This is a genomic window from Pseudomonas sp. PS01300 (assembly GCF_029960155.1).
Taxonomy (GTDB): domain Bacteria; phylum Pseudomonadota; class Gammaproteobacteria; order Pseudomonadales; family Pseudomonadaceae; genus Aquipseudomonas; species Aquipseudomonas palmensis.
In genome coordinates, this window is the sequence record NZ_JASCPN010000015.1 from 50,009 (window position 1) to 71,364 (window position 21,356).

Annotated in this window: 19 protein-coding genes; 15 read left to right on the plus strand and 4 right to left on the minus strand. The window is 65.8% G+C overall.

Features of this window, described 5'->3' with window-relative positions:
• Positions 1-26 precede the first annotated feature (26 nt).
• Both QMX96_RS10635 and QMX96_RS10640 read left to right on the plus strand, forming a co-directional pair.
• On the plus strand, positions 27-1,070 hold the full coding sequence (locus tag QMX96_RS10635; RefSeq protein WP_043862481.1) for a calcium/sodium antiporter: 1,044 nt from the start codon (positions 27-29) through the stop codon (positions 1,068-1,070).
• Positions 1,071-1,080: 10 nt separating this feature from the next.
• The gene (locus QMX96_RS10640; RefSeq protein WP_043862482.1) at positions 1,081-1,458 is read left to right on the plus strand and encodes a carboxymuconolactone decarboxylase family protein; all 378 of its coding nucleotides are present in this window, start codon (positions 1,081-1,083) and stop codon (positions 1,456-1,458) included.
• A 20-nt stretch (positions 1,459-1,478) separates the two neighbouring features.
• On the opposite strand, the gene QMX96_RS10645 is transcribed toward QMX96_RS10640, so the two are convergent.
• From QMX96_RS10645 to QMX96_RS10660, 4 genes are all read right to left on the minus strand, one after another.
• Positions 1,479-2,852: an amino acid permease gene (locus tag QMX96_RS10645; protein ID WP_043862483.1), complete on the minus strand. Its 1,374-nt coding sequence runs from the start codon at positions 2,850-2,852 to the stop codon at positions 1,479-1,481.
• Between the two features lie 50 nt (positions 2,853-2,902).
• Complete coding sequence (locus QMX96_RS10650) at positions 2,903-3,844, minus strand: AEC family transporter (RefSeq protein WP_054916387.1); 942 nt, start codon at positions 3,842-3,844, stop codon at positions 2,903-2,905.
• A gap of 146 nt (positions 3,845-3,990) precedes the next feature.
• Positions 3,991-4,551: a response regulator transcription factor gene (locus tag QMX96_RS10655; protein ID WP_043862485.1), complete on the minus strand. Its 561-nt coding sequence runs from the start codon at positions 4,549-4,551 to the stop codon at positions 3,991-3,993.
• Complete coding sequence (locus QMX96_RS10660; RefSeq protein ID WP_282361770.1) at positions 4,551-5,807, minus strand: ATP-binding protein; 1,257 nt, start codon at positions 5,805-5,807, stop codon at positions 4,551-4,553. The genes QMX96_RS10655 and QMX96_RS10660 overlap by 1 nt, the downstream gene beginning before the upstream one ends.
• A 199-nt stretch (positions 5,808-6,006) precedes the next feature.
• Here QMX96_RS10660 and QMX96_RS10665 point away from each other — a divergent pair, with 199 nt between their 5' ends.
• From QMX96_RS10665 to QMX96_RS10725, 13 genes are all read left to right on the plus strand, one after another.
• Positions 6,007-6,720: an SIMPL domain-containing protein gene (locus QMX96_RS10665; protein ID WP_043862487.1), complete on the plus strand. Its 714-nt coding sequence runs from the start codon at positions 6,007-6,009 to the stop codon at positions 6,718-6,720.
• A 133-nt stretch (positions 6,721-6,853) separates the two neighbouring features.
• Positions 6,854-8,479, plus strand: coding sequence for an ABC transporter substrate-binding protein (locus QMX96_RS10670; protein ID WP_054916389.1), 1,626 nt, complete (start codon positions 6,854-6,856; stop codon positions 8,477-8,479).
• A gap of 236 nt (positions 8,480-8,715) precedes the next feature.
• The gene (locus tag QMX96_RS10675) at positions 8,716-10,311 is read left to right on the plus strand and encodes an ABC transporter substrate-binding protein (protein ID WP_043862489.1); all 1,596 of its coding nucleotides are present in this window, start codon (positions 8,716-8,718) and stop codon (positions 10,309-10,311) included.
• A gap of 72 nt (positions 10,312-10,383) precedes the next feature.
• Positions 10,384-11,781: an OprD family porin gene (locus QMX96_RS10680; RefSeq protein ID WP_282361771.1), complete on the plus strand. Its 1,398-nt coding sequence runs from the start codon at positions 10,384-10,386 to the stop codon at positions 11,779-11,781.
• A gap of 74 nt (positions 11,782-11,855) precedes the next feature.
• Complete coding sequence (locus QMX96_RS10685; RefSeq protein WP_054916391.1) at positions 11,856-13,451, plus strand: ABC transporter substrate-binding protein; 1,596 nt, start codon at positions 11,856-11,858, stop codon at positions 13,449-13,451.
• A 72-nt stretch (positions 13,452-13,523) separates the two neighbouring features.
• Entirely contained in the window at positions 13,524-14,534 is a 1,011-nt protein-coding gene (locus QMX96_RS10690) for an ABC transporter permease subunit (protein WP_043862492.1), read from the plus strand.
• Positions 14,535-14,545: 11 nt separating this feature from the next.
• On the plus strand, positions 14,546-15,475 hold the full coding sequence (locus QMX96_RS10695; RefSeq protein ID WP_078479966.1) for an ABC transporter permease subunit: 930 nt from the start codon (positions 14,546-14,548) through the stop codon (positions 15,473-15,475).
• Positions 15,476-15,485: 10 nt separating this feature from the next.
• Positions 15,486-16,454 (plus strand): oligopeptide/dipeptide ABC transporter ATP-binding protein, encoded by a 969-nt coding sequence (locus tag QMX96_RS10700; protein WP_054916393.1) that lies wholly within the window; start codon positions 15,486-15,488, stop codon positions 16,452-16,454.
• Positions 16,454-17,422, plus strand: coding sequence for a peptide ABC transporter ATP-binding protein (locus tag QMX96_RS10705; protein WP_043862495.1), 969 nt, complete (start codon positions 16,454-16,456; stop codon positions 17,420-17,422). Before QMX96_RS10700 ends, QMX96_RS10705 begins: the two co-directional genes overlap by 1 nt.
• Before the next feature lie 130 nt (positions 17,423-17,552).
• Entirely contained in the window at positions 17,553-18,386 is an 834-nt protein-coding gene (locus QMX96_RS10710; RefSeq protein WP_054916394.1) for a nuclear transport factor 2 family protein, read from the plus strand.
• A 38-nt stretch (positions 18,387-18,424) separates the two neighbouring features.
• Entirely contained in the window at positions 18,425-19,831 is a 1,407-nt protein-coding gene (locus QMX96_RS10715) for an FAD-dependent oxidoreductase (RefSeq protein WP_282361773.1), read from the plus strand.
• Positions 19,832-19,856: 25 nt separating this feature from the next.
• Positions 19,857-20,198, plus strand: a complete 342-nt coding sequence (locus QMX96_RS10720) for a cupin domain-containing protein (RefSeq protein ID WP_043862498.1) — start codon at positions 19,857-19,859, stop codon at positions 20,196-20,198.
• 54 nt (positions 20,199-20,252) lie between these two features.
• Positions 20,253-21,332, plus strand: a complete 1,080-nt coding sequence (locus tag QMX96_RS10725) for a polyamine ABC transporter substrate-binding protein (RefSeq protein WP_054916396.1) — start codon at positions 20,253-20,255, stop codon at positions 21,330-21,332.
• Positions 21,333-21,356 lie beyond the last annotated feature (24 nt).

Sequence of the window (21,356 nt, forward strand, 5' to 3'; positions counted from 1 at the left end):
CTTTACCCACCTTCAGCCTGCTGCAACTGGCCCTGGGCCTGCTGCTGCTGATCACCGGCGCCGAACTGCTGGTGCGCGCCGCCCTGCGCCTGGCCGCCAGCCTGCAGGTGCGTCCGCTGATCATCGGCCTGAGCCTGGTGGCCTTCGGCAGCAGCGCCCCGCAACTGACCGTGAGCCTGCAGGCGGCCTACACCGGCGCACCCGACGTGGCGGTGGGCAGCGTGATCGGCAGCAACATCTTCAACGTGCTGGTCACCCTGGGCCTGGCCGCCCTGATCATCCCCCTGCGCGTTTCGCGGCAACTGGTACGCCTGGATATCCCGCTGATGATCGGCGCCAGCCTGCTGGTGTACCTGCTGGCCCTGGACGAACGCATCGGCCGCCTCGAAGGCGCCCTGCTGCTGCTCGGGCTGGTTGCCTACCTGGCCATCCTGTGGCACCAGTCACGCCACCACGCACGCACCTACCCCGCCCCCGGCCCGCGGCCGCAGCGTGGCGTCGGCTTCTGGTTCGGCACCCTGGCACTGATGCTCACCGGCCTGGGCCTGCTGAGCCTGGCCGGGCACCTGTTGCTGGAGGCAGCAGTGGAAGTGGCCGTAGACCTGGGCCTGTCGGAGCGGGTGATCGGCCTGACCGTGGTGGCGGTATGCACCTCGCTGCCGGAGCTGGCCACCTCGCTGATCGCCGCCTTGCGCGGCGAGCGTGAAATCGCCGTGGGCAACGTGATCGGCAGCAACCTTTTCAACCTGCTGGCGGTGCTCGGGCTGACCGCGCTGGTGGCCCCGGTGCCGCTGTCGATCTCGCCCAACGCGCTGGCCTTCGACCTGCCGGTGATGCTCGGCGTGGCCGTGCTGACCCTGCCGGTGTTCTATTCCGGCTACCGCGTCACCCGCGCCGAAGGTCTGGTGTTCCTGTGTCTTTACCTGGCCTATGGTCTGCACGTGGTGGCCTTCACCACCGGCATGCCGCTGGCCAACCGTCTGGAGCAGCTGATGCTGCTTTATGTCCTGCCGACGCTGGCGGTGGTGCTGATGTACACCACCGTGCGCGCCTGGCGCCGCCAACACTAAGGAAAACAACATGGGCGAGAGCAACAAAACCGGCGAACAGGTTCGCCGCCAGGTCATGGGCGATGCATTCGTGGACCGTGCACTGGGCAATGCCACCGAGTTCACCGAGCCGCTGCAGGCGTTCGTCAACGAGCACGCCTGGGGCAGCGTGTGGAGCCGCGAAGGCCTGCCGCTGAAAACCCGCAGCCTGATCACCCTGGCGGCGCTGACCGCGCTCAAGTGCCCGCAGGAGCTCAAGGGCCACGTGCGTGGCGCCCTGAACAACGGCTGTACGGTGGAAGAGATTCGCGAGGCGTTGCTGCATTGCGCCGTGTACGCCGGCGTACCGGCGGCGATCGATGCGTTTCGCGCCGCCCAGGAAGTGATCGACAGCTACCAGCAGGGCTGACCGATCACCCCGCAGGGCCGTCAGCCGGCGACGGCGGCGGCCTTCTGCCCCTTCTTCTTGAGCCAGAACGCCACGCCCAGGGTGGCGATCCAGGCCGGAATCAGCAGTACCGAGATGCGGATCGGCGGGGTCAGGTACATCACCACCAGAATCAGCACGATGAACGCCAGGCACAGGTAATTGGTCACCGGGTGCCCCCAGCTCTTGTAGAAGGTCGACTCGCCGGCAGCGATCTTGGCCTTGCGAAACTTCAGGTGGGTGATGCTGATGCTCGCCCAGTTGATCACCAGTGCCGACACCGCCAGCGCCATCAGCAGGCCGAAGGCTTCGCCCGGCATCAGATAGTTGATCAGCACGCACAGGCCGGTGGCCACCGCCGATACGCCCAGCGCCGCCAGCGGCACGCCACGACGGTTGATCTTGAGCAGTGCCCGCGGCGCATCACCCTGGCTGGCCAGGCCGAACAGCATGCGGCTGTTGCAGTACACGCAGCTGTTGTACACCGACAGCGCGGCAGTCAGCACCACCACGTTGAGAATGGTGGCCACCAGGTTGCTGTCCAGGTTGTGGAAGATCATCACGAACGGGCTGCCGCCCTGCACCACCTTCTGCCAGGGGTACAGCGACAGCAGCACCGCCAGTGCGCCGATGTAGAAGATCAGGATGCGGTACACCACCTGGTTGGTCGCGCGTGGAATGCTGTAGCGCGGGTTGTCCGCCTCGGCCGCGGTGATGCCGACCAGCTCCAGCCCGCCGAAGGAGAACATGATCACCGCCATCGCCATCACCAGCCCGGTGATGCCATTGGGGAAGAACCCGCCGTACTGCCACAGGTTGGCCACGCTGGCATCCGGCCCGCCGCTGCCGCTGGCCAGCAGCCAGGCGCCGAAGCCGATCATGCTGACGATGGCGATCACCTTGACCAGCGCGAACCAGAATTCCAGCTCGCCGTACACCTTGACCTGGGTGAGGTTGATCAGGTTGATCGCCACGAAGAAGATCGCTGCAGTGGCCCAGGTGGGGAAGTCCGGCCACCAGTACTGCACGTAGATACCCACCGCCGTCAGTTCGGCCATGCCCACCAGCACATAGACCACCCAGTAGTTCCAGCCCGAGACGAAGCCGGCGAACTCGTTCCAGTAGCGGTGCGCAAAGTGGCTGAAGCTGCCCGCCACCGGTTCCTCGACCACCATCTCACCCAGCTGGCGCATGATGAAAAAGGCCATCAGGCCGGCGATGGCGTAGCCCAGCAGCACGGCAGGGCCTGCCATCTGGATGGTCTGGGCGATGCCCAGGAACAACCCGGTGCCGATGGCGCCGCCCAGCGCGATCAACTGGATGTGACGGTTCTTCAGGCCGCGATGCAAACGCTCGGGCGTGATCTGGTCTTGCATGAAGTGTCCTCAGGCAGGGAGGCCGTTATTTTGAGTGTGGGCGACAGGATCTAGATCCAGCCGCCCCACTGCAAGATAAATATGCCGATATTCGTCGTAACTGCGGCCATCAGCGTGGTAATCACGATGATCGAGGCGGCCAGCTGGTGATTGCCGTTGGCCGCGCGCGCCATCACGTAGCTGGACGCGGCGGTGGGGCTGGCGATGTACAGGAACAGCACCCCCAGCTCCGCGCCGCGAAAGCCGCACAACCAGGCACCGAAGGTGGCCAGCAGCGGCAGCCACACCATCTTTACCAGGCTGGCGCTCAGCGCCATGCGCCCGCTGGCGTGCAACGAGGCCATCGACAGCGTGCCGCCGATGCAGATCAGCGCCAGCGGCAGGGTCATCTGCGCCAGGTAGTCACCGGAGGTCAGCAGCCAGTTGGGCAGCCCCACCTTGGCATACGCCAGCACGCCGGCCACCAGCACACTGATGATCAGCGGGTTGCGCAGGATGCTCTTGAGGATGCTCCAGGGGTCGGACTTGATGGTCGGGCTGTACACCGCCAGCACCACGGCCGACAGCGAGTTGTAGAGCAGGATCACCAGCCCGGCCAGCACCGCGCCGATGGAGATGCCATGATCGCCGTACATGCTCCCGGCCAGCGCCAGGCCGATGACCGCATTGTTGCCGCGAAAGCCGCCCTGGGCGTAGATGCCGCGATCTTCACGCGGGCAGCGCCAGATCGCGATCAGCCAGGCCAGGCCGAAACTGCCCAGGGTGGCGACGGTGAAGTAGAGCAGCAGCGAGGGCTGGACCGCCGCCTCGAGATCGGCGTGGTAGATACCCAGAAACAGCAGCGCCGGCATGCTCACGTTGAACACCAGGGCCGAGGCGGTCTGGATGAAGCTGTCGTTGATGGCGTTGATGCGGCGCAGCAGCACGCCCATGAACATCATCGCGAACACCGGCGCGGTGATGTTCAGGGTCTGGAGAAAAAGGGCGAGCATGCAGGTGGTCCCGTCGGCGTCGTTAGGGAGCTAATCATACGTCAACCTTGGGGCTGCCATGCAGCCCCTTCGGCGCCAGTGCCGGCGCCATCAGGTTCACACCGACCACGTAGGAGCCGGCCTTGCCGGCGAAGAGGCCCTGAGGTTCAGCGCCGAACCGGGCGCTTCTGCAATTTGCGCTGCAGGGTACGCCGGTGCATGCCCAGCGCCCGCGCCGTGGCCGAGATATTGCCCTCATGCTCGGTCAGCACACGCTGGATGTGCTCCCACTGCAGGCGGTCCACCGACATCGGGTTTTCCGGTACCAGCGTGTCCAGGTCGGCGTGCTCGGACGCCAGCGCCGCCAGCACGTCGTCGGCATCGGCCGGCTTGCACAGGTAATTGCAGGCGCCGCGCTTGATCGCCTCCACCGCGGTGGCAATGCTCGAATAGCCGGTGAGGATCACCACGCGCATCTCCGGGTCCAGCTCCAGCAGCTTGGGCAGCAGCACCAGCCCGGAGTCGCCCTCCATCTTCAGGTCCAGCGTGGCGTAGTCCGGCACGTCCTGCTGGGCAATCTGCAGGCCCTCTTCGGCAGAACCCGCCGTGCTCACGCGAAACCCGCGCCGGCTCATGGCCCGGGCCATCACCCGGGTAAACGTGGCGTCGTCATCCACCAGCAGCAGGTGCGGCAGCTCTTCGCCTTCAGCCTGAATTTCATCACTCATCACACGTCTCCTCGCGCGTCACGCGGCAGGCGCAGCTCGGTGAGCGTACCGCCTTCCTCATGACTATAGAGTTTTACCGAGCCGCCAGCACGGGTCACGCTGGCCTTGCTCAAGAACAGGCCCAGGCCGAAGCCCTTGCCCTTGGTGGTAAAGAAGGGTTTGCCGATCTGCTCGGCGATCGCCACCGGCACGCCGGGGCCATGGTCGCGAATGCTGATCACGATGTCCTCGGCGTCCCAGTCCAGGTACACCTCCAGGTCAGTGGGGCAGGCATCGGCTGCATTGTTCAACAGGTTCAGCAGGGCCTGGGTCAGGTCCGGCGGCGGCGCCAGGCGCGGCACCGTACCCTGGCCCAGGCGCTGGAAGCGATAGCTGGCCTCGGGGCGCATCAGGTGCCAGCGGTTGAGCGCCTCGTCCAGCCAGAAGCTCGCCTCCTGCTCCTGCACCGCCATGCGCCGGTTGGCCTCGGCGGCGCGCACCAGGTTCTGCAAGGTGTGCTTGCACTGCTTGACCTGCTCCTGCAGCGTCTCCAGGTCTTCCTGCAGCAGCGGGTCGGTGTGGTCCTGGCGCATCTCGTTGATCAGCACGCTCATGGTCGCCAGCGGCGTGCCCAGCTCATGGGCGGCACCGGCGGCCTGGGTGGCCACGGCCAGCAGTTGCTGGTCGCGCAGGCCTTCCTCGCGGCGCTGGGCCTGGAACTGCTGCTGGCGACGCAGCTCTTCGGCCATCTTGGCGGCAAAGAAGGTGATCACCCCGGCGGCCAGGGCAAAACTCAGCCACATGCCGTAGATCTGCATCTTCTCGCGGGCCATGGGGAAGGTTTCGAGCGGGAAGTACTGCACCAGCAGCAGGGTGTAGGCCACCAGCGCAATGCCCGACAGAATCAGCGAATACAGCCATGGCAGCGTCACCGCGGCAATCGCCAGGGGCACCAGGTAATAGGACACGAAGGGGTTGGTCGAGCCCCCGGAAAAATACAGCAGCGCACTGTGGATCAGCAGGTCGCAGGCCAGCTGCACCGCATACTCCAGCTCGGTGACCGGCAGCGAGGTGCGCAGCCGGATGGCCGTGAGCACGCACAGCACCATGGAGAACCCCAGGGTGATGCTCAGCGCCAGCCACGGCAGTGGCAGCAGTTCGGTCCAGTAGGCGACCGCCACCGAACCGGCCTGGGCGGCCAGCACCAGGGTGCGGATGAAGGTCAGGCGCCAGAGGTTCTGACGTGTGGCAGACAGCATGAGTACGGGGGCGAGCATGAGCTCTCCTGATGAGTGCTCCAGGTGAATCGTGGCGAGTATACCCAAGCTGCACCCCGCGCTGCAGCAATGCGGCAAAGCGCCACAGGCACACCGGCATCGATGATGGCTTTTTGAACCTCGTCGGTTTGTACGAGTCTGATGGGGTCTGCGTGGTCGGGATCGACCGCCGCCACGCCTCAATTTCAAGGAGTTGCCCATGCACACTGTGTCTCGCGCCAGTACCACCCTCGTCCTCGCGACCGGCCTGTTTGCCAGCTTTGCGGCACTGGCCGACGAGCCTCGCTACAACCAGGTTTCACTGCGCGCCGAAGCCAGCAAGGAAGTCGCCCGCGACCTGATGGTCGTGACCCTGTACACCGAGGCGCAGAACACCGACCCGGCCAAGCTGGCCAACGAGATCACCACCAGCATGAACAAGGCGCTGGAAAAGGCCCGTGCGGTCAAGGACGTCAAGCTCAGCCAGGACAGCCGCAACAGCTACCCGATCTACGACAACAAGAACCAGAAGATCACCGGCTGGCGCGAACGTGCCGAGCTGCGCCTGGAAAGCGCGAACTTCCCGGCGCTGTCCAAGCTCACCGGCGAGCTGCTGCAGGACCTGAAGATGGGCGGGATGGATTTCGCCATCGCCCCGGCCACCCGCAAGAGCAGCGAAGACGCCCTGCTCAAGGATGCCATCGACGCCTTCAAGGCCCGCGCCCAGCTGACCACCGAAGCCCTCGGCGGCAAGGGCTACAAGGTGGTCAACCTGAACCTCAACAGCAGCGGCTACCCGCACCCCTACGCCCGCGGCGCCATGATGATGAAGGCCAGCATGGACGCCGAAGCCGCGCCAAGCCCGGAAATCGAAGCCGGTACCAGCCAGGTCAGCCTCAGCGCCGACGGCACCATCGAAGTGCTGATGCCCTGATTCACCCGCGGGCAACGCCTGTATCGCTGTCAGCTATGGTTTGAGGGTCGCGCTGGTCAACAGGCCAGCCTCCCTGCCCGCCGAGCGGCCCCACTGGCCGCCCGGCGCACCAATGACATCGATGAGGCCAACAATGCTCAAACACGCGGTCCTTCCCTACCTGCTCGGCGCAGGCCTGCTGGCCGGCGCACCGCTGGCCCATGCGGCCAGCAACCTGGTGTTCTGCTCCGAGGGCAGCCCGGCGGGCTTCGACCCGGGCCAGTACACCACCAGTACCGACTTCGACGCCTCGGCCGAGACCGTCTTCAACCGCCTCAGCCAGTTCGAACGCGGCGGTACGGCGGTGATCCCCGGGCTTGCCACACGCTGGGACATCAGCGACGACGGCCTGAGCTACACCTTCCACCTGCGCGAAGGCGTGCAGTTCCACAGCACCGACTACTTCAAGCCCAGCCGCCCCTTCAACGCCGATGACGTGCTGTTCACCTTCAACCGCATGCTCGACAGGAACCTGCCGTTTCGCAAAGCCTACCCCACCGAGTTCCCCTACTTCACCGACATGGGCATGGACAAGAACATCGTCAAGCTCGAAAAGCTCGACGAACACACGGTCAGGTTCACCCTGGCCAGCGTGGACGCCGCGTTCATCCAGAACATGGCCATGAGCTTCGCCTCGATCCAGTCCGCCGAATACGCCGAGCAACTGCTCAAGCAGGGCAAGCCGGCCGACATCAACCAGAAGCCGATCGGCACCGGCCCCTTCGTGTTCGCCAAGTACCAGAAAGACGCGCAGATCCGCTTCAAGGGCAACAAGACCTACTGGCAACCGCAGGACGTGAAGATCGACAACCTGATCTTCGCCATCACCACCGACCCGTCGGTGCGCATGCAGAAGCTCAAGAAGAACGAATGCCAGATCACCCTGTTCCCGCGCCCGGCCGACCTCAAGTCGCTGGAAGCGGACCCCAACCTGAACCTGCCGCACCAGGCCGGCTTCAACCTGGGCTACATCGCCTACAACGTGACCGACCCGATCAAGGGCACCACCGCGCCCAACCCCATGGCCCAGCTCAAGGTGCGCCAGGCCCTGGACATGGCGGTGAACAAGCAGCAGATCATCGACGCGGTGTACCAGGGCGCGGGGCAACTGGCGGTCAATGCCATGCCGCCCACCCAGTGGAGCTACGACGACACCATCAAGGACGTGCCCTACGACCCGGCCAAAGCCAAGGCGCTGGTGCAGGAGGCCGGGGTCAGGGAGGGCACCGAGATCACCCTGTGGGCCATGCCGGTGCAACGCCCCTACAACCCCAACGCCCGGCTCATGGCCGAGATGATCCAGGCCGACTGGGCGAAGATCGGCATCAAGGCCAGCATCGTCAGCTACGAGTGGGGCGAATACATGAAGCGCGCCAAGGCCGGTGAGAACGGCGCCATGCTGATCGGCTGGAGCGGCGACAACGGCGACCCGGACAACTGGCTGGGCACCCTCTACGGCTGCGACGCGGTGAACGGCAACAACTTCTCCAAATGGTGCGACCCCGCCTACGACGCGCTGATCAAGCAGGCCAAGGCCACCCCCGACCAGGCCCGACGCACCGAGCTGTACAAGCAGGCGCAGCACATCATCAAGGCGCAGGTGCCGATCACCCCGATCGCCCATTCCACGGTGTACCAGCCGATGCGCAAGACCGTGCAGGACTTCAAGATCAGCCCCTTCGGCCTGAATGCCTTCTACGGCGTAAGCGTCAGCCAATAGACACGCAACGCGATGTTTAGCCTGTCCCTGCGGGCGCCGAGCTCATCGGTGCACGCGGGGCACTGATACCTGCTTGAAAATTACGACACCACACCAAGATTTTTCCCACGCCTCACACCCACTTCCTTACCTGCACGCCCGCCGCCCGCGTCCCTACCGTGGAGCGCGTGGTGGTGCTGGCACCCTGCTGTCGCCGCGCCCCCACGCCTCGTACAACAACAAAGGAATGGGACCGCATGCGTATTTCTCCGGTTTTCGCCGCACTGCTGGGCCTGGGGGCACTGGCCTATGGCCCGACAGCCCTGGCCAAGGGCAACCTGGTGTTCTGCTCCGAGGGCAGCCCGGGCGGCTTCGATATCGCCCAGTACACCACCTCCATCGAAAACGACGCCGCCGAGCCGCTGTACAACGGCCTGGTGGAATTCGAACGCGGCGCCACCCGCGTCATCCCCTCGCTGGCGACCGGCTGGGACGTTTCCGATGACGGCCTGACCTATACCTTCCGCCTGCGCCAGGGCGTGAAGTTCCACGCCAACAAGGACTTCACCCCCACCCGCGACTTCAACGCCGACGACGTGCTGCTCACCTTCCAGCGCATGCTCGACCCGCAGCACCCGTTTCGCGTGGCCTACCCGGCCGAGTTCCCCTACTTCGTCAGCATGGACCTGGACAAGAACATCGCCCGGGTCGAAAAGCGCGACCCCTACACGGTGGTCTTCACCCTCAACAGCGTCGATGCCGCCTTCATCCAGAACCTGGCCATGGGCTTTGCCTCGATCGTCTCTGCCGAATACGCCACCCAGCTGATGGCCAGCGGGCGGCTCAGCGACTTCGACCAGAAGCCGATCGGCACCGGCCCCTTCGTGTTCCAGCGCTACCAGAAGGATGCGCAGATCCGCTACCGGGCCAACCCCGACTACTGGGACCCGCAGCAGGTCAGGCTCGACCAGCTGATCTTCTCGATCAACACCGACGCCTCGGTGCGGGTGCAGAAGCTGCGCAAGGGGGAATGCCAGGTCACCGTCAACCCGCGCCCCGCCGACCTCAAGGCCCTGGCCGCCGACCCGAAGATCAACATGCTCGACCAGCCCGGCTTCAACCTGGGCTACATCGCCTACAACGTGCAGCACCCGCCGTTCGACCAGTTGCAGGTGCGCCAGGCCATGGACATGGCGGTGAACAAGGCGGCCATCGTCAAGGCGGTGTACCAGGATGCCGGCCAACTGGCCGTGAACTTCATGCCGCCCACCCAGTGGTCCTACGACCCGAGCATCCGCGATGCCGGCTACGACCCCGACAAGGCCCGCGCCCTGCTGGCGGCCGCCGGGGTCAAGCCCGGCACGCCCATCACCCTGTGGGCCATGCCGGTGCAGCGCCCCTACAACCCCAACGCCAAGCTGATGGCCGAGATGCTCCAGGCCGACTGGGGCAAGGTCGGGCTGGACGTGAAGATCGTCAGCTACGAATGGGGCGAGTACATCAAGCGCACCAAGAACGGCGAGCACGACGTGATGCTGCTGGGCTGGACCGGTGACAACGGCGACCCCGACAACTGGATGGGCACCCTCTACAGCTGCGGTGCCATCGGCAGCAACAACGTGTCGATGTGGTGCGACCCCGAATACGACGCCCTGGTGCAGCAGGCCAAGCGCATCACCGACCCCGCCGCGCGCACCGCGCTGTACCAGCAGGCCCAGCAGCGCATGAAGCAGCAGGTGCCGATCACCCCGGTCGCCCACTCCACCGTGCATCAACCGCTGAGCGTCCGGGTACAGGACTTCAAGGTCAGCCCGTTCGGGCGCAACAGTTTTTCGGGCGTCAGCGTCGACTGACCTCTGCCCGCCCCCTCCCAAGGTTCACCGCCGCACCCGCCGGGCTCACGAGGCCCGGCGGCTAATAAAAACATGCAAAGGAGCATCACCTTGAGACCTACCCGACACGCAGCACTTTGCCTGGCCCTTGGCGGCCTGAGCGCGCTGGCCCAGGCCGAGCCCGTCAGCCAGGATTTCGTTGCGCTTACCCTGCGCACCACCTCCGACCAGGCCCAGGCCAGCGGCTTTCTCGACGGCCAGCGCCTGTCCGGCTCGACCCGCAACTGGTACGCCCACGAGCACGCCACCCGCGGGCCACTGTGGTCGTACAGCAAGCGCGACGGCAGCCGCCACCCCACCAGCAGCCGCGACAACTGGGTCCAGGGCACCCTCCTCAACTACACCTCCGGCTTCACCGAGGGCACCGTGGGCCTGAGCACCGAAGTGGCGCTGTACAACGCGGTGGCCCTGCAGCGCGGTCGCGCCAGCGTGGCCGGGCCGAACAACCGCACCCTCACCCACGGCGACGGCGAGGTGCTCGACCAGTGGAGCAAGGTCGGCCTGGCCAACCTCAAGGCCCGGGTGTCCAACACCACCCTCACCGCCGGCCGCCAGTCCATCGACACCCCGGTGATCGCCTACATCGGCAACCGCGCACTGCCCTCCAGCTTCCAGGGCGTGAGCCTGCACAGCGCCGAGTTCGACAACCTGAGCCTCGACCTGGGCACCTTCGACCGCGTGTCGATGCGTACCGAGCAGGGCCAGAGCAAGTTTCGCTCCGAGTATGGCGATTCCCGCCAGTTCACCGACCGGGTCAGCATGGCCGGGGTCAACTACCAGCCGCTGCAGAGCCTGAGCACCAGCCTCTACGTGTCCAAGGTCGAGGACCTGTGGAACCAGTACTACTTCGGCGCCAACCACCTGCTGGGCGACAACGCGGTGCTGGGCCTGAACACCGGGCTCAACTACTACAAGACCCGCGACGCCGGCCGGAGCAAGCTGGGCGCCATCGACAACGACACCTTCAGCCTGTCGCTGGCCCTGACCCACCAGGCGCACACCGTGTCGGTCGCCTACCAGCAGGTCAACGGCAACGAGTACTTCGACTACCTGCACGACACCAACGCGATCTTCCTGGCCAACTCGCTGCTGTCGGATTTCAACGGCCCCAACGAGAAATCACTGCAGATCGGCTACGTGCTGAACATGGCCCCCTTCGGCGTGCCCGGCCTCAAGTTCAACCTGTACAACGCCCGCGGCTGGGGCATCGACGGCACCCATTACAAGGGCGGTGGCTACGACGTGAAGAACCTCGACGGCGAGCACCACGACGAATGGGGCATCGGCACCAGCTATGCCGTACAAGGCGGCGCGTTCAAGGACACCACCGTGCGCGCCACCTACACCACCCACCGCGCCAGCAAATTGCAGGGTGACGGGAGCCTGAACGAGGTGCGCGTGGTCACAACCATTCCGTTCAACATCCTCTAGGGCGGCAGGTCGCGGCCGATTCGCCGAATCGGCCGCGATGGCTACGCTGGTTTAATCGAATGCAGGGAAGTGTCATGAAACAGTCAACCCTACAGGCTGCCCTTGCAGCCATCCTGTTGAGCGCCGCAGCCCCGCTGATGGCCAAGCCCCTGGTGGTGTGCACCGAGGCCAGCCCCGAGGGCTTCGACATCGTGCAGTACACCACGGCCGTCACCGCCGATGCCGCCGCAGAAACCCTGTTCAACCGCCTGGTGGACTTCAAGCCCGGCACCACCGAGGTGCAGCCGGCCCTGGCCGAACGCTGGGAGGTCAGCCCCGACGGCCTGACCTACACCTTTCACCTGCGCAGCGGGGTCAGGTTCCACACCACCGACTACTTCACCCCCACCCGCGACCTGAACGCCGACGACGTGCTGTGGAGCTTCCAGCGCCAGCTCGACCCCGCCCACCCCTGGCACGACAAGACCAGCATCGGCTTCCCCTATTTCGAGAGCATGGGTTTCCAGCACCTGCTCAAGTCGGTGGAAAAGCTCGACCCGCACACCGTGGCGTTTCACCTGACCCGCCCCGAGGCACCGTTTCTGCGCGACCTGGCCATGGCCTTCACCTCGATCTATTCCGCCGAATACGCCGACCAGTTGCTCAAGGCCGGCACCACCGCCGAACTCAACAGCAAGCCGGTCGGCACCGGCCCGTTCATCTTCCAGCGCTACAACAAGGACGCGCAGGTGCGCTACAGGCCCAACCCGGACTACTTTCGCGGCAAGCCGCCGAGCGATGCGCTGATCTTCGCCATCACCCCCGACAACAACGTGCGCCTGCAGAAGCTGCGCGCCAACGAATGCCAGGTGGCGCTGTACCCCAAGCCCGACGACATACCCGGCATCAAGGCCGACGCGCGCCTGAAGGTGGCCGAAATGGAGGCCCTGACCACCGGCTACATCTCGCTCAACACCGAGCACAGGTACCTGAGCGACGTGCGCGTACGGCGCGCCATCAACCTGGCCTTCGACCGCGAACACCATGTCGAGCAACTGTTCGGCAAGGGCAACGCCCTGCTGGCGGTGAACCCCTACCCGCCGACCCTGATGGGCTACAACAGCCAGAACCGCAACCCGCCCCGCGACCTGGACCAGGCCCGCGCGCTGCTCAAGGAGGCCGGCGTACCCGAAGGCACCGTGCTCACCCTGTTCACCCGCAACGGCGGCGGGCCCACCAACCCCAACCCGCGCCTGAGCGCCGAGATGCTTCAGGCCGACCTCGCCCAGGTCGGCCTGAAGGTCGACATCCGCGTGATGGAATGGGCCGAGATGCTGCGCCGCGCCAAGGCCGGCGAAGCCGACATGGTGTCGGCCGGCTGGGCGGGCGACAACGGCGACCCGGACAACTTCCTGACCCCGCTGCTCAGCTGCGCCGCAGCGAAGAATGGGGAAAACTACGCACGCTGGTGCAACCCGCGATTCCAGGTGCTGATCGACCACGCCCGCGAAACCGCCGACCCCGATCAACGCGCCGCACTCTATGTCCAGGCACTGGCGGTGTACGATGAGGCCAAACCGTGGATCAACATGGCCCACCCGAAAGTGTTCACCGCCCTGCGCGAGAACGTCGAGGGCTACGTCATCAACCCGATGACCAACAACAACTTCGCCACCACGCGGGTGAAGTAGAACGATAACGCTTGCAGCGCCCGCCCCCGGGCGCTCGCAGGCATGCCTTAGGCTGATGAGGTACACCACACGATGTTTAGTTTTATTGCACGGCGTCTGGGCCTGTTGATCCCGTCGTTCTTCGGCATCACCCTGCTCACGTTCGCGCTCATACGCCTGATCCCCGGTGACCCGGTGGAGGTGATGATGGGCGAACGCAGGGTCGACCCCGAGATGCACGCCCAGGCCATGGAACGGCTCGGCCTGAACAAGCCGCTGGCGCAGCAGTACCTGGACTACGTCGGCAAGCTGGCCCAGGGCGACCTGGGCGAGTCGCTGCGTACCCGCGAAAGCGTGTGGCACGAGTTTCTCGCGCTGTTCCCCGCCACCCTCGAACTGGCCATGGCCGCGCTGCTGTTCGCCGGCATCGTCGGGCTGCTGGCCGGGGTGATCGCCGCGCTCAAGCGCGGCTCGCTGTTCGATCACGGGGTCATGGGCATCTCACTGGCCGGCTACTCGATGCCGATCTTCTGGTGGGGCCTGATCCTGATCATGTTCTTCTCGGTCGGGTTGGGCTGGACGCCGGTGTCCGGGCGCATCGACCTGCTCTACGACATCGAGCCGACCACCGGCTTCATGCTCATCGACACCCTGCTCAGCGACGAGGAAGGCGCGTTCAAGGACGCGTTGATGCACCTGATCCTGCCGGCCATCGTGCTCGGCACCATCCCGCTGGCGGTGATCGCACGCATGACCCGCTCCTCGATGCTCGAAGTGCTGCGCGAGGACTACATCCGCACCGCACGGGCCAAGGGCCTGTCGCCGGCACGGGTGGTGTTCGTGCACGGCCTGCGCAACGCGCTGATCCCGGTGCTTACGGTGGTCGGCCTGCAGGTCGGCACGTTGCTCGGTGGCGCGGTGCTTACCGAAACCATCTTTTCCTGGCCGGGCATCGGCAAATGGCTGATCGAAGCCATCGGCGCCCGTGACTACCCCGTGGTACAGAACGGCATCCTGTTGATTGCCTGCCTGGTGATCCTGGTCAACTTCGTCGTGGACATCCTCTACGGCCTGGCCAACCCACGCATCCGACATCAGCGCTGAGGCCTTCGCTCATGACCAATCCGCTTGCAAAAACCGCTGCCGTCGACGCCGCGCCGCTCGACCAGAGCCTGCTCTACCCCTCCCCCTACAAGGAATTCTGGCACGCCTTCTCGCGCAACAAGGGCGCGGTGGCCGGCCTGCTGTTCATGTGCCTGATCGTGTTCTGCGCGCTGTTCGCCCCGTGGGTGGCGCCGCACAACCCCAGCGAGCAGTACCGCGACTTCCTGCTGACCCCGCCGGTATGGCTCGAAGGCGGCCAGTGGCAGTTTCTGCTGGGTACCGACGAGCTGGGCCGCGACCTGCTCTCGCGGCTGATCCAGGGTTCGCGCCTGTCGCTGCTGATCGGCCTGTCGTCGGTACTGATCTCGCTGATCCCGGGCGTGCTGCTGGGCCTGCTGGCCGGGTTTTTCCCGCGCCTGCTTGGCCCGTCCATCATGCGCCTGATGGACGTGATGCTGGCGCTGCCCTCGCTGCTGCTGGCGGTGGCCATCGTGGCGATCCTGGGCCCTGGCCTGATCAACACCGTGATCGCCATCGCCATCGTCTCGCTGCCGGCCTACGTGCGCCTCACCCGCGCCGCGGTGATGGGCGAGCTGAACCGCGACTACGTCACCGCCGCACGCCTGGCCGGGGCACGCCTGCCGCGCCTGATGTTCGTGACCGTGCTGCCCAACTGCATGGCGCCGCTGATCGTGCAGGCCACCCTGAGTTTCAGTTCGGCGATTCTCGATGCCGCCGCGCTGGGCTTCCTGGGCCTGGGCGTGCAACCGCCGACCCCGGAGTGGGGCACCATGCTGGCCTCGGCCCGCGACTACATCGAACGCGCCTGGTGGGTGGTCAGCCTGCCGGGCCTGACCATCCTGCTCAGCGTGCTGGCAATCAACCTGATGGGCGACGGGCTGCGCGATGCGCTGGACCCGAAACTCAAGAATGCCGCCTGAGGAGAAGCCCATGTCACTTCTACACATCAAGAACCTGAGCGTGCGCTTCGGCGACGCCTCGGCGGTACCGGTGGTCGACGGCCTCGACCTGAACGTGGAAAAGGGCGAGGTGCTGGCGATTGTGGGCGAGTCCGGCTCGGGCAAGTCGGTGACCATGATGGCGCTGATGGGCCTGATCGACGCCCCCGGGCGCATCACCGCCGACGCCTTGACCTTCAACGGCAGCGACATGCTCACCCTGAGCGGCCGGCAGCGGCGCAAGGTGGTCGGCAAGGACATGGCGATGGTCTTCCAGGACCCCATGACCGCACTCAACCCCAGCTACACCGTGGGTTTCCAGATCGAGGAGGTGCTGCGCCAGCACCTGGGGCTGCGCGGCAAGGCGGCGCGCCAGCGTGCGCTGGAGCTGCTGAAGAAGGTCGAGATCCCGGCCCCGGAAAGCCGCCTGGATGCCTACCCCCACCAACTCTCCGGCGGCATGAGCCAGCGCGTGGCAATCGCCATGGCGATTGCCGGCGAACCCAAGCTGCTGATCGCCGACGAGCCCACCACGGCGCTGGACGTGACCATTCAGGCGCAGATCATGGAGCTGCTGCTCAACCTGCAGAAAGAGCAGGACATGGCGCTGATCCTGATTACCCACGACCTTGCCGTGGTGGCCGAAACCGCCCGCCGCGTGTGCGTGATGTATGCCGGCCAGGCAGTGGAAGTCGGCCAGGTGCCCGAGCTGTTCGAGGTGCCTGCGCACCCCTACAGCGAAGCCCTGCTGGCAGCGATCCCCGAGCACAGCGAAGGCGCCGAGCGCCTGGCGACCCTGCCCGGCATCGTGCCCGGACGCTACGACCGGCCCCACGGCTGCCTGCTGTCGCCGCGCTGCCCCTACGTGCAGGACCACTGCCGCCAGCAGCGTCCGAGCCTGGACCCCAAGGCCCACAGCCTGGCCCGCTGCTTCTACCCGCTCAACCAGGAGGTGGCGTGATGAGCGTCGTACTGACCGCCCGTGACCTCACCCGTCATTACGAAGTGTCCCTGGGCCTGTTCAAGGGCCATGCCCTGGTACGCGCCCTCAATGGGGTGTCGTTCGAACTGGAGGCCGGCAAGACCCTGGCCGTGGTCGGCGAATCCGGCTGCGGCAAGTCGACCCTGGCCCGCGCCCTGACCCTGATCGAGGAACCGTCGTCGGGCTCGTTGCAGATCGCCGGGCAGGAGGTGGCCGGTGCCAGCAAGCAGCAGCGCCGGCAACTGCGCCGCGATGTGCAGATGGTGTTCCAGAGCCCCTATGCTTCGCTCAACCCGCGCCAGAAGGTCGGTGACCAACTGGCCGAGCCGCTGCTGATCAACACCCGGCTGTCCAGGGCCGAACGCCGCGAAAAGGTGCAGGCGATGATGCAGCAGGTGGGCCTGCGGCCCGAGCACTACCAGCGCTACCCGCACATGTTCTCCGGTGGCCAGCGCCAGCGCATCGCCCTGGCGCGGGCCATGATGCTGCAACCCAAGGTGCTGGTGGCGGACGAGCCGACCTCGGCGCTGGACGTGTCGATCCAGGCGCAGGTGCTGAACCTGTTCATGGACCTGCAGAAGGAGTTCAACACCGCCTACGTGTTCATCTCGCACAACCTGGCGGTGGTGCGGCATGTGGCCGACCAGGTACTGGTGATGTACCTGGGGCGCCCGGCGGAAATGGGGCCCAAGGAGGATATCTATGCCAGGCCTTTGCACCCTTATACCCAGGCCCTGCTGTCGGCGACCCCGACCATTCACCCCGACCCGCTCAAGCCAAAGATCAGGATCGTGGGCGAGCTGCCCAACCCGCTGAACCCACCGCCGGGGTGCGCGTTCCACAAGCGTTGCCCGTATGCCACCGAGCGCTGTGCCAGTGAAGAGCCGGCGTTCCGGCCAGTGGGTACACGGCAGGTGGCGTGCCACTATGCGGAGCAGTTTCTCTAGAACCGCTGCGCCAGCAATCGCGGGTCAAGCCCGCTCCCACACGGATCACTGCTGTCCTTGTGGGAGCGGGCTTGACCCGCGATAGGGCCCTGCAGGTATTCTGCTTTCCTACCTCCAATGAGCCAGCCCCATGGCCGCACACCCGATCCCCGACGGCCCCGAACACACCGCCGAAACCGCCGCCACCGTGCTGCGCTACCACCTGTGCTGGAAACACCGCGACCTCGACGGCGTGATGGCGCTCTATCACCCCGACATCCAGTACAACGACTTCTTCCAGAACCGCGTACTGCACCTGGCCGAGCTGCGCGAATACGTGGCCGCCAGCATGCCGCGCCAGGACGGCGAGGACATCGTGCACAGCGACCGCATCCGCACCGACGGCTGCACCGCCTTCATCCAGTACCAGGTAACGCTGCGCGGCGGCGACGGCATCACCGCGTTTCGTGCCAGCGAGGCCATCACCGTGCGCGACGGCCTGATCTGGCAGGTCAACGAATACGCCTCGCTGGTGCGCGAGCCTTCACGCCACACCGGCCACCCCAGCCTGCGCCCGGCCACCAGCCGCCTGGGCCTGTCACCGCGCCAGCTGAGCTTCATGGCCCAGGACCTGCAGCACTACTTCACCCGTCGCCAGCCCTATCTGGACCCGCAACTGGACCTGCAACAGGTCGCCCGCGAGTGCGGCTACAGCCGCAACCAGATCTCCTACCTGCTCAACCAGGTGCTGGGCCAGAGCTTCTACCGCTACGTCAACCAGGCCCGCCTGCAGCATCTGCTGGCTGAACTGGAGCGCGCAGGCCCGGCGCCCAAGGTCGATGACCTGGCCTTCGCCGCCGGCTTCAATTCACTGTCGGCGTTCTACAAGTGCTTTCGCCAGCACACCGGCCTGTCGCCCAAGGCCTACGTGCAACAGATTTCTCTGCGGACACGCACGCAAGACAATCCGCCCGCCCGGCCCTAGCATCGGCCCACACCTTTACGGATGTGGAGCCGAACACAATGCAGGCATGGCGCAGTATCAGCCTTTGGATGGACCAGCTTGACGAGCCGCTGATCGCGCGCCCGGCGTTGCGCCAGGACCTGGACCTGGATGTATGCATCATCGGCGCCGGCTACACGGGCCTGTGGAGCGCCTACTACCTCAAGCGCCAGGCACCGCACCTGAACATCGCCATCGTCGAGGCCAACATCGCAGGCTTCGGCGCCTCGGGGCGTAACGGCGGCTGGCTGATGGGCAACCTGCTGGGCGAAGACCGCCTGCTGGCCGATTGCTCCCCCGAACAGCGCCGCGACGCCTATGACCTGCTGCACGGCATCCCCGACGAAGTGGAAACGGTACTCGAGCGCGAAGGCATCCACTGCGACTACCGCAAGGGCGGCGCCCTTTATTGCGCGGCGCGCTACCCCGAGCAGGAAGCGAGCCTGCGCAGTTACCTGCAAAAGCTCTACCGGCAGGGCCTGAACGAGGCCGAGTATCGCTGGCTGAGCCCGGTCGAGCTGGCCGCGCAGCTGCGCATCGCCAAGCCCTATGGGGCGATCTACACGCCGAACGTGGCCACCGTGCACCCGGCCAAACTGGTGCGCGGCCTGGCCCGGGCCGTCGAGCGTCTGGGGGTGAAGCTCTACGAGAACAGCCCGGTCATCGACTGGCACAAGGGGCAGGTACGCACCGCCCAGGCACAGGTGCGCTGCCAGTGGGTGGTGCCGGCGGTGGAAGGCTATGCCGTCGGGCTGCCGCCGCTGGGTCGCTATCAGTTGCCGGTACAGAGCCTGCTGGTGGCCACCGAGCCGCTGCCTGAGCAGGTGTGGGAGCAGATCGGGCTGAACGCCGGTCAGGCCTTCAGCGAAAACAGCCGCCAGGTCACCTACGGCCAGCGCAGCGCCGACAACCGCCTGGTGTTCGGCGCCCGCGGCGGCTATCGCTTCGCCGGGCGCCTGCGCGAAGACTTCACCCTCAGCGACAGCGAAATCGGCCTGCGCCGCTACCTGTTCGGCGAGCTGTTTCCGCAGCTCAAGAACGTCGACATCACCCACTCCTGGGGCGGCAACCTGGGCATGGCGCGGCGCTTTCGCCCGCACATGCTGTGCGATGCCGAGCAGGGAATCGCCCTGGCCGGTGGCTATGGCGGCGAAGGCGTGGGCGCCAGCAACCTGGGCGGGCGCACCGTGGCGGCGCTGATCCTGGGCCAACGCAACGCACTCACCGCCCAGCCCTGGGTACACCCCGCGGCGCGCCTGAACAGCCTGGCGCGCTGGGAGCCCGAGCCGTGCCGCTGGCTCGGCTACAACGCGATCATCAAGAGCTTCGTCCACGAAGACCAGACCCTCGCCAACCCGGCCAGCGCCCCCTGGCGCCGGCGCCTGGCCAGCGGTGTGGCGGACTTCATGGAAAGCCTGATGCACTGACTTCCCCCTGCACAGGACCACCGGCATGCGCATTACCCAGTTCAAGCACACCCATAGCGTCGCTCTCGAACAGTCAAACCCGGTGGCCGTGCCCCTGGGCGAGCCGGTGGCGGTCACCTCGGTGACCTGCGTGGAGCGCAACGACGGCGTCGAAACCGGCATCTGGGAATGTACCCCGGGCCGCTGGCGGCGCCAGATCGAGCAGCAGGAGTTCTGCCACTTCATCAAGGGCCGCTGCACCTTCACCCCCGATGGCGGCGAGCCGCTGACCATAGAAGCCGGCGACGCACTGATGTTGCCGGCCAACAGCACCGGTATCTGGGATATCCACGAGACCGTGCGCAAGACCTACGTATTGATTTTCTGATCCTTTGATCGCCTGCCTCCTTCGACAAAAACAGACCAAGCAAGGAATCCGGACATGCGCCCATTGCTCTTCGCCCCGCTGTTGCTGGCCGCCTCCATCGCCCAGGCGGCCGACTCGGTAAAAATCTACAACTGGTCCAGCTACATCGCCCCCGACACCCTGAAGAACTTCCAGGCCGCCAGCGGCATCGTGCCCACCTATGACGTGTTCGACAGCAACGAGACCCTCGACGGCAAGCTGATGACCGGCAATTCGGGCTACGACGTGGTGTTCCCCTCCAACCACTTCATGGCCCGGCAGATCCAGGGCAAGGCGCTCAAGGCGCTGGACAAGCGCCAGTTGCCCAACTGGAAGAACCTCAACCCGGTGCTGCTCAAGGCGCTGGAAGTCAACGACCCGGGCAACCGCTACGGCTTCCCCTACCTGTGGGGCAGCACCGGCATCGGCTACAACATCGACAAGGTCAAGGCGGCGCTGGGCGAGAATGCCCCGGTGGACTCCTGGGACCTGATCTTCAAGCCCGAGAACATCAGCAAGCTCAAGAGCTGCGGCGTGGCGATCCTCGACAACGGCCCCGAACTGCTGCCGATCGCGCTCAACTACCTGGGCCTGCCGCACCACAGCCAGGACCCGGCCGACTACGAGAAGGCCAAGGCCCTGCTGATGAAGGTGCGCCCGTACATCAGCTACTTCCACTCCTCCAAATACACCGGCGACCTGGCCAACGGCGATATCTGCGTGGTGGTGGGCTTCTCCGGCGACGTGCTGCAGGCCAGAAACCGTGCAGAAGAGGCCAGAAACGGGGTGAAGGTGGGCTATGAGATTCCCAGGGAAGGCGCGCCGATGTGGTTCGACATGGTCGCCATGCCCGCCGATGCCCCGGACGAAAAGGCCGGCTATGCCTACATGAACTACCTGTTGCAACCCGAGGTGATGGCCGACATCAGCAACCATGTGCAGTACGCCAACGGCAACCAGGCAGCCGACCGCCTGGTGGACCCGGCGCTCAAGGCCAACAGCATGATCTACCCGACCGATGCCATGCTCGGCAAGCTGTTCGCCCTGCAGGCCATGCCGGCCAAGATCGACCGCCTGCGCACCCGCATCTGGACCAGCATCAAGGCCGGCAACTGAGCCACCCTGCAATAGATACCACCC

Bases quoted from the DNA above. Each gene is read 5' to 3' on its own strand.
- QMX96_RS10640 (WP_043862482.1), top strand. From the start codon at position 1,081: ATGGGCGAGAGCAACAAAACCGGCGAACAGGTTCGCCGCCAGGTCATG.
- QMX96_RS10645 (WP_043862483.1), bottom strand. From the start codon at position 2,852: ATGCAAGACCAGATCACGCCCGAGCGTTTGCATCGCGGCCTGAAGAAC.
- QMX96_RS10650 (WP_054916387.1), bottom strand. From the start codon at position 3,844: ATGCTCGCCCTTTTTCTCCAGACCCTGAACATCACCGCGCCGGTGTTC.
- QMX96_RS10655 (WP_043862485.1), bottom strand. From the start codon at position 4,551: ATGAGTGATGAAATTCAGGCTGAAGGCGAAGAGCTGCCGCACCTGCTG.
- QMX96_RS10660 (WP_282361770.1), bottom strand. From the start codon at position 5,807: ATGCTCGCCCCCGTACTCATGCTGTCTGCCACACGTCAGAACCTCTGG.
- QMX96_RS10665 (WP_043862487.1), top strand. From the start codon at position 6,007: ATGCACACTGTGTCTCGCGCCAGTACCACCCTCGTCCTCGCGACCGGC.
- QMX96_RS10670 (WP_054916389.1), top strand. From the start codon at position 6,854: ATGCTCAAACACGCGGTCCTTCCCTACCTGCTCGGCGCAGGCCTGCTG.
- QMX96_RS10675 (WP_043862489.1), top strand. From the start codon at position 8,716: ATGCGTATTTCTCCGGTTTTCGCCGCACTGCTGGGCCTGGGGGCACTG.
- QMX96_RS10680 (WP_282361771.1), top strand. From the start codon at position 10,384: ATGCAAAGGAGCATCACCTTGAGACCTACCCGACACGCAGCACTTTGC.
- QMX96_RS10685 (WP_054916391.1), top strand. From the start codon at position 11,856: ATGAAACAGTCAACCCTACAGGCTGCCCTTGCAGCCATCCTGTTGAGC.
- QMX96_RS10690 (WP_043862492.1), top strand. From the start codon at position 13,524: ATGTTTAGTTTTATTGCACGGCGTCTGGGCCTGTTGATCCCGTCGTTC.
- QMX96_RS10695 (WP_078479966.1), top strand. From the start codon at position 14,546: ATGACCAATCCGCTTGCAAAAACCGCTGCCGTCGACGCCGCGCCGCTC.
- QMX96_RS10700 (WP_054916393.1), top strand. From the start codon at position 15,486: ATGTCACTTCTACACATCAAGAACCTGAGCGTGCGCTTCGGCGACGCC.
- QMX96_RS10705 (WP_043862495.1), top strand. From the start codon at position 16,454: ATGAGCGTCGTACTGACCGCCCGTGACCTCACCCGTCATTACGAAGTG.
- QMX96_RS10710 (WP_054916394.1), top strand. From the start codon at position 17,553: ATGGCCGCACACCCGATCCCCGACGGCCCCGAACACACCGCCGAAACC.
- QMX96_RS10715 (WP_282361773.1), top strand. From the start codon at position 18,425: ATGCAGGCATGGCGCAGTATCAGCCTTTGGATGGACCAGCTTGACGAG.
- QMX96_RS10720 (WP_043862498.1), top strand. From the start codon at position 19,857: ATGCGCATTACCCAGTTCAAGCACACCCATAGCGTCGCTCTCGAACAG.
- QMX96_RS10725 (WP_054916396.1), top strand. From the start codon at position 20,253: ATGCGCCCATTGCTCTTCGCCCCGCTGTTGCTGGCCGCCTCCATCGCC.